We start from the raw sequence: 13,474 nt of genomic DNA on the forward strand, positions 1-13,474 counted from the left end.
TTCGACTTCGGGTCAGAGGCGGCAAGGGTCAGGGGAGTGTCGGCGAGACGCCGGGTGGGGTCGTGACCACGCCCATGCCGGTGATCCACTCGGGGACCGGCTCGTAGGCCACGATCTCCATCGGGGTGTCTCCGGCCGCTACTGCTGCGATCCAGGTGCGGACCTCGTGAGCGCCGACCCCGGCAGGGATGATGTCGTCGTCGGTGAACGCCGCGAAGCTCGCCGGATCGTCGGTGACCCGTTGGAGGAACTGCTGGTCCCAAGCCGGATCGATCTTGTCCCGGGCTGCCGCACGACCGGCCTCGTTGACGGCCAGCCGCTCGGCGTCGGAGAGGCCCGCGGCCGCGGCCTCGAGGCTTGGCGGCGAGTGCGAGAGGCCGCCGGAGCCGACGTACAGGATGCGCTTGCCCAGGCTTGCCAACTCCTCGCCGACGAGGCGGCCCAAGGCGTGGGCGCGCGCCGGTCCGGCGAGGGGCGGAGTCGCGCAGTTGAGATAGATGGGGATCACGGGAACCGTCGGAAGGTCGCCGATGAGGTGCGAGTACGTCTGTCCGAAGCCATGGTCGAGGGCCACCTTGCGGACCACCGTGACGTCGAAGTCGCGCCGCAGCAGCGCGGCTGCGAGAGGCTCGGCGATCTCTGCGGGGACGTCGAAGCTGCCGGTGGGCGAGCCGAGGTCGCCGAGCCCGTCGGCGGCGAGCATCACGGCGATGGCAGGGACGGTGTCGGTGAAGGCGCGGCGATGGTCGCTGCCGAAGAAGACGACAAGATCGGGCTCGAAGGCGGTCACCCGCCGCCGGGCCTCGTCGATCCCGGCACGGAAGGTAGCGCCGTAGGCGGCTTCGGTGTCGCGGAGCATCCCGGGACTGTGCGAGGCGCAGACGACCATCGTCGCGCCATCGAGGTTCTCAGACATGGTCCTGCACTTTCTGACATGGATGCTACGTTCCAGGCCGACCGATCAGGGTTCCAATCTATCGTTCGCGGAGCATGATCGGAAGAGAATCTGACAGATGAGTCACTTTAGTTCGCGAGGGGCTCCGCTGCTAGCGACGCACGTCGGCCGCCGCCCGACGGGGCGACGGCCGACGCGCGGAGCGGTCGCTGGTCAGCCAGCGGCGGGCAGTGAGTAGAGCGTCGGGTCCGAGGGGATCAGTCGGTAGTTCGTCAGGGTGCCGTCGGCCTTGGCCTCGGCGAGGATGCCGTTGGAGCTGCAGACGTTGGGGGAGATCGGCATCTGCTTGCCGTTGCACTGGAACTTCGCGCCCGCCGCGAGCGGATACGTCGTGGCGGGAGCGGACTTGAGCCCGGCAGCGACGCCGGTTGCCGAGACATCGGAGATGCTCGCCGCGTTGAGCGCCTCGATCATGCCCAGCATGGGCGAGTAGCCCTGGGCGCCGACGATCGTCGCACCGCCGCCGTGGCCGTACTTGGCGATCACGGCGTCGAAGAGCTTGGTCTCGGGGTTGGTGGGATCCAGGTCCGAGGTGGTGACGACCTTGACGCCCGCGTAGCCGCCCGGGATCGCCTGTGCGCCCGCGTGGGACAGGCACTGGGACAGGGCGATGATCGGCGTGTTCGGGTCGACGGTCTTGATCGCCTGAATGGCCGAGGTGCAGAAGCTGTCGTTGCCGAAGACGTGGTAGAGGCCCGGCTTGTTGGCCGATGCCGTGGTGATCTGGGGCGTCATGTCGGCGGTGCCCGGCGGGACGGCCGTCACCGTCAGCTTGATGCCGGCGTTCTTGTAGAGGGTGGTCCCGACCTGCTTGGCGGGGCCCTCGGCACCTGGGACCGCGATGACGACCATGTCGGCGGTCGTGGCGCCCAGCGTCTTGCCTTCGGCGGCAGGCACGCCGAAGTACGACAGCCCGTTGAACAGCGAGTAGACGTAGGGGGAGCTGAGCGCGGCCTGGGTGCTGGCGGCGCCTGCGACCAGGGGGATCTTCGCGGAGGAGAGCACCGAGACGGTCTGGTCGATCTCGGCCAGGGTCCCCTCGATGACGGCCGATGCGTGAGCGGTGACCATCTGGTTGGCGCAGTCGGTGGCAGCGGCCGGGTCCTGCCGAGCCTGGCAGACCTTGACGGTGATCGGGTGGCCGGCAATGCCGCCCAGGTAGTCGTTGGCGTACGCCGCTGCCGCTTGAGCGCCCTTGTACTCGTCGGACTCGTCGATCGCTGCGCCCTGGCCGTCGCTGATCACCCCGATGGTGATCGGCGTGCCGGTGGCCTTCTTCGGGGTGCCGAAGGCGGCGCTGTCCGCTGCCGGCGATGCGCTCGCGGGCGCCGTGCTGTCGGTGTTGCTGTTGCTGCTGTCGTTGCTGCCCGAGCCGCATGCGGCCAGCGTCAGAGCCAGGGCTGCCGGAAGCGCGATGCCCAGCGCCCGACGGCCGGATCCGGAAACGTGCATGGTTTCTCCTAGGGAGGAAGACCGGCCGAGCAAAGTGAACAGCCGTGTCAGATACGTAATACCGGTGATCCTGACATGACGTACGTCACGCCGCAAGGGGGTGAGTCAGGTTGGGTCGACTTTGACTCCACTCGCCCTGATTTCTGGGCGCCTCGAGGGGCGTAGCAGCCGACCTCGGGCCTGGGATGGCCCGCCCGGAGGCGGACACTAGTGTCAGTAAATGTCTTTCGCGCAGGGTTGGTCAGGCGACGAGCGCGGTGTAGCGCCAGTCGAGCACCGGCGCGGGATCGGTGTCCGCACGATGCGCCGCGACGAGGCAACGCAGGTGGAGGGCGCTGCCCTGACGAAGAGGCGTGTGACCCAGCACCTCGATGTGGCTGGTGAGTGTGTCGTTCTCGCGTACCGGGCCGGTGTGGTCACAGGACTCCCAGCCGAGGATGGTGACGAGATCGGGCAGCGCTCGGGTGGTCTGGGCCAGGGCGAGGCCGATGGTGTGGCCGCCGTAGACGAGACGCGACCCGCCGACCCGCTCGTCGTGATGTACGGCAGCGATGTTCAGCGACAGACGCGCGAGCTCGGGGGCCGAGGAGACGACGTCGCCCGAGGTCGCGAAGGAACGCCCGACGAGATCGACCGCTCGGGTCGCACTCGCGGTGCTGCGGCGGTAGGCCGCCAGGTCCCACTCCTGCGGCATGGCCCACTCGGCTCGCTCCCCGGTGGGGACGCCGATCGCGGTGAGATCCTGATCGCGCCGCCCGCGGCTCGGGTCGGCGTCGGGCCCGACGGGCAACATCGCGCAGCGATGGAAGTCGAGCACGGTGCGGCCATGCTGATCGGAGGTGGTCATGTGCAGGGCGGCGAGGCCGGTGGCCGCGCGGCCAGGCTTCGGGGCGTTGTCTCGCAGGCCCTCGACGGTGGTGCGCGTCGTCAGGGTGTCGCCGATATGGGGGAACCTGCGGAAGCGCAGGCCCCGATAGAACAGGTTGGCCTTGACGTGATGCGTGGCGAGCGTCGACTGCCCGATGGCGAGGTCCCAGACCAGGCTCGGGCTGGCGAGCGGAGTCGGCGCACCGGTCACCAGCCGCGACAGCCCGTGATCGAGGGGGAGACGCAGGCGATCCCCGAGGATCGCGCGGTGGCTGGCGGCGAGCCCGTCGGTCAAGGTCACCGCCGGAGCCGTGTCGAAGGTCATGCCGACCTCGAGCTCGTCGAAGTACGGTCCTCCTACGGCTGTCGACATCTGCTGGCCCTCCCTCTCTGCGGATGGCGCGGTGGTAGATCATATGGACATAGCTGTCATATTACTGCGAACCGACGCGATCTTTGAGCCTACACGGCTTGACCACGAGTGTCAGATCAAGCACGATCAAAGAATGAGCACCCTGACCGCCGAAGAGTCGTATCTGGTCCGCACCGTGCGTGACTTCGTCAACCGCGACGTGAAGCCGACCGTCCGTGAGATCGAGCACGAGAACGCATACCCCGAGAAGTGGATCGACCAGATGAAGCAGCTCGGGATCTACGGGCTCGCGATCAGCGAGGAGTACGGCGGCAGCCCCGTGTCGACGCCGTGCTACGTGCAGGTCACCGAGGAGCTTGCCCGTGGCTGGATGAGCCTGGCCGGAGCGATGGGCGGTCACACCGTCGTCGCCAAGCTCATCGGGCTGTTCGGTACCGAGGAGCAGAAGCAGCGCTACCTGCCGCGGATGGCCACCGGTGAGCTGCGCGCCACGATGGCCCTCACCGAGCCCGGGGGTGGCTCCGACCTGCAGGCGATGACCACGACTGCGCGCCACGATGGCGACGACCTGGTCATCTCCGGCGCGAAGACCTGGATCAGCAACGCCCGGCGCTCGGGTCTGATCGCGCTGCTCTGCAAGACCGATCCGACCGCGGAGCCCAAGCACAGGGGCATCTCGATCGTGCTGGTCACGCACGGTCCCGGGCTCACCGTCTCGCGCGACCTGCCGAAGCTCGGCTACAAGGGCGTGGAGTCCTGCGAGATTGCCTTCGACAACTACCGGATCCTGGCCTCGGCTGTGCTCGGAGGTGTCGAGGGCCACGGGTTCGGTCAGATGATGAAGGGTCTGGAGACCGGACGCATTCAGGTGGCAGCGCGCGCACTCGGCGTGGCGACGGCGGCCCTCGACGACGCCCTCGACTACGCCCAGCAGCGGAAGACCTTCGGCAAGCCGATCTACCAGCACCAGTCCATCGGAAACTACCTCGCGGACATGGCCACCAAGCTGACGGCTGCACGGCAGCTCACCCGCTACGCCGCCGAGCGGGCGGACGCCGGCGAGCGGTGCGACATGGAGGCCGGCATGGCGAAGCTCTTCGCCTCGGAGGTGGCGATGGAGATCGCTCTGAACGCGGTGCGCATCCATGGCGGCTACGGCTACTCGACCGAGTACGACGTCGAGCGCTACTTCCGCGACGCGCCCCTGATGATCGTGGGCGAGGGCACCAACGAGATCCAGCGCAACGTGATCGTCAACCAGTTGGTGGCGCGCGGCGGGCTGTGAGGTCGAGCGGCGTCACAGGCCCTCGACGGACGATGCCGGCAGGATGAAGATGCCGGATGCCTCCACGGTGACGCCGCCATCGTCGGCGATGTGGCCCTGAGCGAAGACCTTGCGGCCCTCGGCCCGGTCGATCCGGGCCGCGGTGTGCAGACGACCGAGGGGGGTGGGGCGCCGATAGCGGAGAGTCAGCGTGCCGGTCATGCCCCAGTGTCCGGCCGCGTGGACCGCCTCGCCCAGCACGTGGTCGAGGATCAGCGCTGAGACGCCGCCGTGGACCAGCCCCGGCGGCCCCTCGTAGGCCGCGCCCACCTCGAAGTCGGCCGCGACCTCGCAGTCGGCCAGGTGTCGTAGGTCGATCGGGGGAGCGATCGGATTCCGTACGCCGGTGACGGGGCTGGCCCAGCCCCGCTGCACGCCGGTGATCGCGGTCTGGACGCCGTAGGACGCCTCGATCTGACGGGCGCTCAGGCGACCGGCGATCTGTTCGAGGGCCACCGTCGCCTCGGCGATGGTGGCCTCGTCGACCTGGGTCCGGATGGCGGCATCGATCAGTTGGCGGACGCTTCTGGCGAGGGGCGCGTAGAGGGCCTCCTGTCGGGTGATCTCGGCCGTGTCGAGCGCCCTGTCGTCGAGTTGTCCCGTCATAGTGGGATCATATCTGACAGCAGTGTCAATTTTCAGACAGGACCCGCGATGCCAGCCGACTACGACCACCTGCTCCGCCTCGCCGCGAGGCGGCACAGCTGCCGCGCCTTCACGGGGCGCGTCGTGCCGCGCGTCGAGATCGAGCGGATGCTGACGTTGGCCCAGCACGCCGCGTCCTGGTGCAACACCCAGCCGTGGCAGGTGGCCGTGACCAGTGGACCTACGACGACCGCGCTCGCGGACCGCCTCACCGCGGCGGCGCTCGCGGGCGAGCGTCGTTCCGACCTGCCAAGGCCTGCGGCGTACACGGGCATCTATCGGGACCGGCGGCGCGAGGCGGGCCACGGGCTCTATGCCGGACTCGGCATCGACCGCGCGGACGGTGAGGCGCGCACCCGCCAGGCGCTGGAGAACTTCCGCTTCTTCGGAGCTCCGCACACCGCGATCGTCACCACCGATCGCGATCTTGGCACCTATGGTGCGGTCGACTGCGGTGCCTACGTCGCCGCCCTGCTGCTGGCCGCCGAGAGCCTCGGGCTCGGGGCCATCGCGCAAGCGGCGATCGCCACCGTCTCCGACGCCGTACGCGAATTCCTGGAGCTGCCCGAGTCCCGGCTGGTGGTGTGCGCTGTCTCGTTCGGGTACGCCGACGAGGAGCACCCGGCCAACCGCTTCCGCGTGGGGCGGGCGGCCCTGGATCAGGTCGTCACCTGGGTATGAGCCTCAGCGGCCCTGCCACACCGGAAGGCGCTTCTCGGCGAAGGCGCGGGGCCCCTCCTTGGCGTCCGCGGACCGGGCGATCATCGGCAGGAGCTCCGCGGTCAGGTCCCAGCCGGCCTGCTCGTCGGGGCGCTCACCGTCGGGAAGCTGCCCGAGTGCGATCTGCTTGTGGGCCTGGACGGCGAGAGGCGCGTTGGCGGCGATCGACGTCGCGAGCTGGAGGGCGGCCTCGAGGACCTGGCCGGCCGGTACCACGCGGTTGACCAGGTGCAGGGCGAGGGCCGTGTCGGCGTCGATCGCCTCGCCGGTCAGCAGCATCTCCATGGCGACCGTCGGGGGCAGCTTGGCCATCAGCCGGAAGGCACCGCCCGCACCGGCGACGAGGCCACGCTTGACCTCGGGTAGCCCGAACGTCGCCGTGTCTGCGGCCACGACCAGGTCGCTCGCGAGCATGAGCTCGGTGCCGCCGCCCAGAGCCGGGCCGTTCACGGCAGCGATGGTGGGCTTGCTGATCGCATGGCCGACGTAGCCGGCCAGACCCCACTTCTCACGTCCCTCGGGGATGATGCGCTCACCCCGGCTGAGCGCCTTGAGGTCTGCGCCGGCGCAGAAGGCCTTGTCGCCGGCGCCGGTGAGGACGACGACGCGCACGGCCGGGTCCTGCTCGGCTTGCGTCAGCGCGTCGCCGACGACGAGGCACATCTCCTCGTTGACGGCGTTGCGGGCCTCGGGTCGGTTGAGGGTGATGATCATGACGCTGCCGCGGACCTCGGTCAACGCGGGCGGGGCGGTGTCGGTGGAGACAGTGGTCATCGAGGTGCTCAGTCGCTCGAGGGGAGCGGCTTGGCGCTCTTGATCTCGAGCAGCACGCCGTCGAGCGCGAGCGCGCCCGCGCCGGCCCTCGTCACGAGCGCCTCGATGGTGTCATCGGCATCGACGTACCGCTTGCCGAGCACTGTCCCGCCGGCGGCGGCGTCGTCCAGCGCGAGACCGTCGGCGGGCGTGCTGCCGAGCTCGATCATCGGGGCCCCGCCGCACGTCAGGGTGCCCTCGGTCGCGCCGGCCTTGACGATGATCACCTGGGTGTCGCAGACCTGGCTCTGCAGGCGTGCGCCGTTCTTCAACATCGGTCGTTCCTCCATGACTGTCATGACGTTGCGCTCGCGACGATGTTCGCCACGATCTCCTTCCTCAGGATCTTGCCGGTGGTGGTGCTGGGCAGCTCGTCCAGGAAGACGATCGCGTCGGGGGTGCGGGAGCTGCGCAGGGCGGCCCGCACGTACTCGCGCAGATCCTCCGCGTCGGGCCGGCTCCCGGGCTCCGGCACGACGGTGGCGACGATCGCCTGCCCCCAGTGATCGTCGGGGACGCCGACGACCGCGACCGACCGCACGCTGGGGTGGTGGACGAGGACGTCCTCGATCTCGGCCGGAGCGATGTTCTCGCCTCCGCGGATGATGGTGTCGTCGTTGCGTCCGACGACGAAGAGGAACCCGTCGCGATCCTGGTAAGCCAGGTCGCGGGTGGGGAACCAGCCCTCGGGATCGAGCACCGATCCGGAGCCCATGTACTCGCCGGAGACCTGCGGGCCGCGTACCCAGAGCTCGCCGTGCTCGCCGACGCCCACCGGTTCGCCGTCGGCAGAGCGGATGACCGCCTCGACGCCCGGCACCGGCCGACCGATGGAGCCCAGCCGCGCCCGGACCTCGGGGTCGGCGCTCGTGAGCGCTTCGCGGTGGTCCTCGGGCCCCAGCAGGGCGATCGTCGAGCTCGTCTCGGTCAGGCCGTAGGCGTTGACGAACCCGACGTTGTCGAAGGAGACCAACGCCGCCTCGAGTGTCGGGCGGGGCATCCGTGCGCCGCCGTAGGAGAGCGAGCGCAGGCTCGGCAGCTCGGCGGAGGCACCGCGCAGCAGCTGCACGATGCGCTCGAGCATCGTCGGGACCACCATCGCGGAGGTGACCCTCTCGCGGCGGGCCAGGGCGAGCCACTCGGCGGCGTCGAAGTGAGGGAGGTAGACCATCCGGCGCCCGGCGTAGAGGTTGGTGAGGATGGTGCCCACGCCGGCCACGTGGTAGGGCGGCACGCTGATCAGCGCGGCATCGCTCTCCTCCGCCGAACCGAAGTCGACGGTGCCCATCACATAGCTGAGCAGGTGGCTGTGGCGCAGGATCACGCCCTTGGGGGCGGAGGTGGTTCCACTGGTGAAGAGGACGACCGCTGGTGCGTCGGGATCGACCTCGACCGGCGGCAGCACATCGGTGCGGGCGCGGGCCGCGGCGAGGAGCTCGTCCGTCGCGATCACGGGTGCCGTGAGGCCCGTCAGCGGAGCGGTGACGTCGGGGTCGACGACGACGATGGCACCGTCGACCCGGTTGATCAGCTCGCTGAGCTGACGGGCGCCGAGACGATAGTTGAGCGGGGTGAAGGGCAGGCCGGCGTGCGCGGCGCCGAAGAGCAGCACCGGCAACCCCAGTCCGGAGTGGCCGAGGAAGACCACGTGACGGGCCTCCGTTGCTTGGAGCTCGCTCCCGACAGCGGCGACGAGCGCGCCGAGCTCGTCGTACCTGTAGGTCTGTCCGTCGACGGTCAGGGCACCGCGATCGGCGTGGGCCGACGAGGTCATGTCGAGGATCAAAGAGATGGTCATGGTGTCTGCGGCTCCCGCTGCACTCGTCGTTGCTTGGCGCTGACTGTAATTGCATTTCTGACGCTATGTCTATGAGTTGCTTGCCGCAATCAGGCGCAAGTGCCAGGCTGTGGTCCGTGGTATCTGACAACTGAGGATATCTATGATGTAAGCGGCGTCACAACCGTAGCCGTCCCGAGGAGTGTGCTGTGCCGAGTGTTCCCCAGGAGGTCACGTGAGTGCCCTCAGCTACCTCTACGTGCCGGGCGACACTCCGGCTCGCTTCGCCAAGGCCGAGGCCTCGGGTGCATCGGCGATCGTGTTCGACCTCGAGGACGCCGTGACCCCGGCCGCCAAGGAAGCGGCCCGCGCCCAGGTCGCGGAGCACCTCTCCGGCCGTCGCCCCGCCGGGGTGGAGGCCTGGGTGCGACTCAATGCGGACGAGCTGATGGCCCGCGACGTCGACGCCGTGGTGGGCCCTGCGCTGACGGGCGTCATCCCGGCGAAGACCGCGACCCGGCACGACGTCTCGAGGCTCGACGATCTCCTGGGTCAAGCAGAGGCGCGATGCGGCCTCGCCAGGGGGCGCATCGCCGTCGCGCCGCTGGTCGAGTCCGGTCTGGGACTGGCCAACATCTTCGACATCGCCCAGGGGCCGCGGGTCACGACGCTGCACCTGGGCGAGATCGACCTCGCAGCCGATCTCGGCCTCGAGCCCGGCGCCGACGAGACCGAGCTCCTCTTCGCCCGCAGTCAAGCAGTCGTCGCCTGCAGCGCCGCCGGCATCGAGAGCCCCGTCGCCCCCGTCTCGGCGCAGTTCCGCGACCTCGAGGCCTTCGCCGCCTCGACCCGGGCGCTGCGTCGGCTCGGCTTCTTCGGCCGTGCCTGCATCCATCCGGCGCAGGTAGGGGCCGTCCACGACGTCTTCACCCCGACCGCGGAACAGGCCGCCAAGGCGGCGGACATCCTGCGGCGCCTCGACGGCGGCTCCGGGGTCGCCGTCGACGCCGACGGCCGCATGATCGACGAGGCCGTCGCCCGACAGGCTCGTCGCATCCTCGCTCAGGCCGCTTCGGCCCGCTGAGCATCCCGGACCCACGTACCAGCACCGGCGGCCGACCGCGCCGCCACCGACGAAAGGCTGCACGCCATGGCATTGGCGATCACTGAGGACCACGAGGCACTCGCCCAGGTCGCGACGTCCTACCTCGAGCGCGTCGAAGCACGCGCCGCTGCGCGCGCCACCCTGGAGCAGGGCGCATCCGGCCTCCCGGACATGTGGACCACCGTCGCCCAGATGGGCTGGCTCGGCCTCCATCTCCGCGAGGAGTACGGCGGTTCCGGCTACGGCCTCGCCGAGCTGGCCGTCGTCCTCGAGGGCCTGGGACACGAGCTGGCCCCCGGCCCCTTCCTGCCGACGGTGGCCTGTTCGGCGCTCGTCGCCGCGGCAGCGTCAGTGGACGTCCGAGCGGCTCTGCTGCCCGGCCTCGCCGACGGCACACGGGTCGGTGCCGTCGGACTAGCCCCCGGTCTGACCCTGTCCGCGGACGGGCGGCTGGCGGGCGAGAGCCGGGCCGTGCTCGGGGCACCGGATGCGCACGTGCTGGGCCTCGTGGTCGGTGCGGACGTCGTGCTGATCGACACGGACACCGCCGGTGTCGCCGTGCGCCCCGACGAAGGGCTCGACAGCACGCGCAGCATCGGGACGGTCGTGCTCGACTCGGTCCCGGTCGAGGAGGACCGGGTGCTGGTGGGCGCGGCCCGTCGCGCGGTCACGATCTTCCGCATCCTCATGGCCGCCGAGGGGCTCGGCAGCATCTTCGCCTGTGTCGAGTCGGCTACCTCCTACGCCAAGGTGCGCGAGCAGTTCGGCCGCCCGATCGGCACCTTCCAAGCCGTGAAGCACCACCTGGCCAACATGCTGGTCGATGCCGAGCTGACGGCCGCGGCCACCTGGGATGCGGCCCGCTCCATCGACCTCGACGAGGCCTGGTTCGCCGCCGCTGTCGCGGCCACCCACACCGTCCGTGCCCAGGTGCAGACCGCCCGGCTCAACATTCAGCTCCACGGCGGCATCGGCTTCACCTGGGAGCACGATGCGCACCTGTACCTTCGTCGTGCCGAGACGGTCGCCGCGCTGCTGCGCGATGGGCGCGACCCGGTCGCCGACGTGGTGGAGGCACACCGGACCGGCACGAACCATGGCGCTCTGTTCGAGCTTCCGGCGGAGTCGGAGTCGTACCGCGCCGAGGCGCGCGTGGCTGCCGCGAAGGCCCGGAGCCTTGCCGAGGAGGAGCGTCGGAGCTTCCTCGTGGACAGTGGTTACCTGGTCCCGCACTGGCGCGCGCCCTGGGGGCGTGGCGCCGGCGTCGTCGAGCAGCTCGTGATCGAGGAAGAGTTCGCGGGCATCGACATCCCCGACACCGGCATCTCCGGCTGGATCAGCCTGACCATCTCGCAGGAGGGCACCGAGGAGCAGCAGGCGCGCTGGATCGACGACGTCCTGCGAGGTCGCACCAACTGGTGCCAGCTCTTCAGCGAGCCGGACGCCGGCTCGGACGCGGCAGCGGTCCGCACGGCCGGCAGACGCGTCGACGGTGGCTGGATCGTCAACGGCCAGAAGGTCTGGACGAGTACGGCGGCCAGCTGCCAGTGGGGGCTCGCCACGGTCCGCACCGACCCGACGGCGGCCAAGCACGCCGGCGTCACGATGATGGCGATCGACATGGGCCACCCCGGCGTCGAGGTCCGGCCGCTGCGCGAGCTCAACGGCGACGCGCTCTTCAACGAGGTCTTTCTCACCGACGTCTTCGTGCCCGACGCCGACGTCGTGGGCGATGAGGGTGCCGGGTGGAAGGTCGCGCGGGCGACCCTCGGCAACGAGCGCTTCTCGATCGGCGGCGGCAGCGGCTCGATCGCCTACCGGGTCGATGATCTGATGGAGCTGCTCGACAAGACCGCAGGCCTGCCGGCCTACGCCGAGCACGAGGTGGGTCTCGTGCTGGTGGAGGCGCACACGCTCCGCCTGCTCAATCTGCGCCAGGCCTCGCGCGCCCTCGCGGGCGTGCGCGGCGGCCCGGAGGCCAACATCACCAAGCTGGTGAAGGCGGAGCACTCCCAGCGGCTGACCAACCTGGCCATGCATCTGGCAGGCACGGCCGCCGTCACCGGCCACCGGCCCGAGGTCACGAACGAGTATCTGTTCTCGCGGTGCCTGACGATCGCCGGCGGCACCTCGGAGATCATGCGCAACACGATCGCCGAGCGGCTGTTGGGTCTTCCGCGCGACCCGCTCGCCCGATGAGCGAGATGAGCGAGATGAGCGAGATGAGCGCCGTGGGCCTCGCCGGGACCGCTGCCGCGCCTGCCGCGCTGCCACTCGCCGGGCTCACCGTCGTCAGCCTCGAGCAGGCGGTGGCTGCGCCGTACGCCACCCGCCAGCTCGCCGACCTCGGTGCCCGCGTGATCAAGATCGAGCGGCCCGACGGAGGCGACTTCGCGCGCGGCTACGACGACACGGTGCATGGGGAGTCGAGCTACTTCGTGTGGCTCAACCGGTCGAAGGAGTCGTTGTCCCTCGATCTGAAGTCGCTGGAGGGCCGCCGGATCCTTCGGGAGCTGCTCGACGAGGCTGACGTCTTCGTCCAGAACCTGGGTCCGGGCGCCACCGCCCGGATGGGCCTGGCGGCGGCGGACCTGGCCCGGACCCATCCGCGGTTGATCGTGTGTGACATCTCCGGCTACGGGCTCGACGGCCCGTGGCGGGACCGCAAGGCCTACGACCTGCTGGTGCAGGCGGAGGCCGGCCTGCTGTCGGTCACCGGTTCGGAGGAGGAGGTCGCGAAGGCCGGCATCTCGGTGGCGGACATCGCGGCGGGCAGCTTCGCCTACTCCGGCATCCTCGCGGCGCTCTACACGCGGACGACGACGGGGCGCGCACCGGCTGTGTCGGTCTCGCTCTTCGAGGCCCTCGTGGAGTGGATGGGGTCGCCCGCCTACTACACGCGGTACGGCGGCAGCAGCCCGCGCCGCACGGGCGCGCGGCACGCCACGATCGCACCCTATGGACCCTTCGCCGCGAGTGACGGGGAGTCGGTGCTGCTCGCCGTCCAGAACCAGCGGGAGTGGCTGCGCCTGTGTGCCGAGGTCCTCGAGGTCGCCGACCTCGCCGGTGAAGCGCGTTTCGCGCGCAATCCGGACCGGGTCGCCCATCGTGAGGAACTCGAGGCGATCATCGCCGCGCGTACGGCGGAGTTCACGGCCGACGAGCTGGAGAAGCGGCTGGAGGCTGCAGGCATCGCCCACGCGCGCATGAACACGATGGACGAGCTGTGGGCCCATCCCGTCCTGGCCGGCCGCAAGCGGTGGCGGGAGGTGGACACGCCGGGCGGCGAGGTCGACGCGTTGCTGCCGCCGGCGACGCTGTCCGGCGTGGAGCCGAGGATGGCGGCGGTGCCGAGCGCCGGCGCTCACAGCGAGACGATCCTCGCCGCGTTGGGCCGGACGCCGGCCGAGATCGCGGAGCTACGGGAGGCGGGGGTCATCTGA

The 13,474-nt window shown here is 70.1% G+C and carries 12 protein-coding genes; 5 read left to right on the forward strand and 7 right to left on the reverse strand.

Annotation, left to right across the window (positions count from 1 at the left end; genetic code table 11):
• Nucleotides 1-28: 28 nt before the first annotated feature.
• The 3 genes from P5P86_RS09735 to P5P86_RS09745 all read right to left on the reverse strand — a co-directional run bounded on the left by P5P86_RS09735 (nt 29) and on the right by P5P86_RS09745 (nt 3,647).
• A complete protein-coding gene (locus P5P86_RS09735; protein WP_280611130.1) occupies nt 29-916 on the reverse strand; it encodes a 3-carboxyethylcatechol 2,3-dioxygenase in 888 nt (295 codons plus the stop codon).
• Between the two features lie 192 nt (nt 917-1,108).
• A complete protein-coding gene (locus tag P5P86_RS09740; RefSeq protein WP_280611131.1) occupies nt 1,109-2,407 on the reverse strand; it encodes an ABC transporter substrate-binding protein in 1,299 nt (432 codons plus the stop codon).
• A gap of 241 nt (nt 2,408-2,648) precedes the next feature.
• Nucleotides 2,649-3,647, reverse strand: a complete 999-nt coding sequence (locus P5P86_RS09745) for a MaoC family dehydratase (protein WP_280611132.1) — start codon at nt 3,645-3,647, stop codon at nt 2,649-2,651.
• Nucleotides 3,648-3,780: 133 nt separating this feature from the next.
• Here P5P86_RS09745 and P5P86_RS09750 point away from each other — a divergent pair, with 133 nt between their 5' ends.
• The gene (locus tag P5P86_RS09750) at nt 3,781-4,932 is read left to right on the forward strand and encodes an acyl-CoA dehydrogenase family protein (RefSeq protein WP_280611133.1); all 1,152 of its coding nucleotides are present in this window, start codon (nt 3,781-3,783) and stop codon (nt 4,930-4,932) included.
• 12 nt (nt 4,933-4,944) lie between these two features.
• Here the strand turns inward: P5P86_RS09750 and P5P86_RS09755 are convergent, their stop codons facing one another.
• Nucleotides 4,945-5,577 (reverse strand): PaaI family thioesterase, encoded by a 633-nt coding sequence (locus tag P5P86_RS09755; protein ID WP_280611134.1) that lies wholly within the window; start codon nt 5,575-5,577, stop codon nt 4,945-4,947.
• A 48-nt stretch (nt 5,578-5,625) separates the two neighbouring features.
• Here P5P86_RS09755 and P5P86_RS09760 point away from each other — a divergent pair, with 48 nt between their 5' ends.
• Nucleotides 5,626-6,297, forward strand: coding sequence for a nitroreductase family protein (locus P5P86_RS09760; RefSeq protein ID WP_280611135.1), 672 nt, complete (start codon nt 5,626-5,628; stop codon nt 6,295-6,297).
• A gap of 3 nt (nt 6,298-6,300) precedes the next feature.
• Here P5P86_RS09760 and P5P86_RS09765 read toward each other — a convergent pair whose 3' ends face one another.
• Genes P5P86_RS09765 through P5P86_RS09775 form a run of 3 tightly spaced genes read right to left on the reverse strand, consistent with a single transcriptional unit; the run spans nt 6,301 to nt 8,947 of the window.
• Complete coding sequence (locus P5P86_RS09765; protein WP_280611136.1) at nt 6,301-7,110, reverse strand: crotonase/enoyl-CoA hydratase family protein; 810 nt, start codon at nt 7,108-7,110, stop codon at nt 6,301-6,303.
• An 8-nt stretch (nt 7,111-7,118) separates the two neighbouring features.
• On the reverse strand, nt 7,119-7,424 hold the full coding sequence (locus tag P5P86_RS09770) for a hypothetical protein (RefSeq protein ID WP_280611137.1): 306 nt from the start codon (nt 7,422-7,424) through the stop codon (nt 7,119-7,121).
• 20 nt (nt 7,425-7,444) lie between these two features.
• Entirely contained in the window at nt 7,445-8,947 is a 1,503-nt protein-coding gene (locus tag P5P86_RS09775) for a class I adenylate-forming enzyme family protein (RefSeq protein ID WP_280611138.1), read from the reverse strand.
• A gap of 214 nt (nt 8,948-9,161) precedes the next feature.
• Between P5P86_RS09775 and P5P86_RS09780 the strand changes: the two genes are divergently transcribed.
• From P5P86_RS09780 to P5P86_RS09790, 3 genes are all read left to right on the forward strand, one after another.
• Nucleotides 9,162-10,010, forward strand: a complete 849-nt coding sequence (locus P5P86_RS09780; protein WP_280611139.1) for an HpcH/HpaI aldolase/citrate lyase family protein — start codon at nt 9,162-9,164, stop codon at nt 10,008-10,010.
• 66 nt (nt 10,011-10,076) lie between these two features.
• The gene (locus P5P86_RS09785; RefSeq protein WP_280611140.1) at nt 10,077-12,230 is read left to right on the forward strand and encodes an acyl-CoA dehydrogenase family protein; all 2,154 of its coding nucleotides are present in this window, start codon (nt 10,077-10,079) and stop codon (nt 12,228-12,230) included.
• The gene (locus tag P5P86_RS09790; protein WP_280611141.1) at nt 12,227-13,474 is read left to right on the forward strand and encodes a CaiB/BaiF CoA transferase family protein; all 1,248 of its coding nucleotides are present in this window, start codon (nt 12,227-12,229) and stop codon (nt 13,472-13,474) included. The genes P5P86_RS09785 and P5P86_RS09790 overlap by 4 nt, the downstream gene beginning before the upstream one ends.

It is taken from the genome of Nocardioides sp. BP30, from assembly GCF_029873215.1.
GTDB lineage: Bacteria > Actinomycetota > Actinomycetes > Propionibacteriales > Nocardioidaceae > Nocardioides.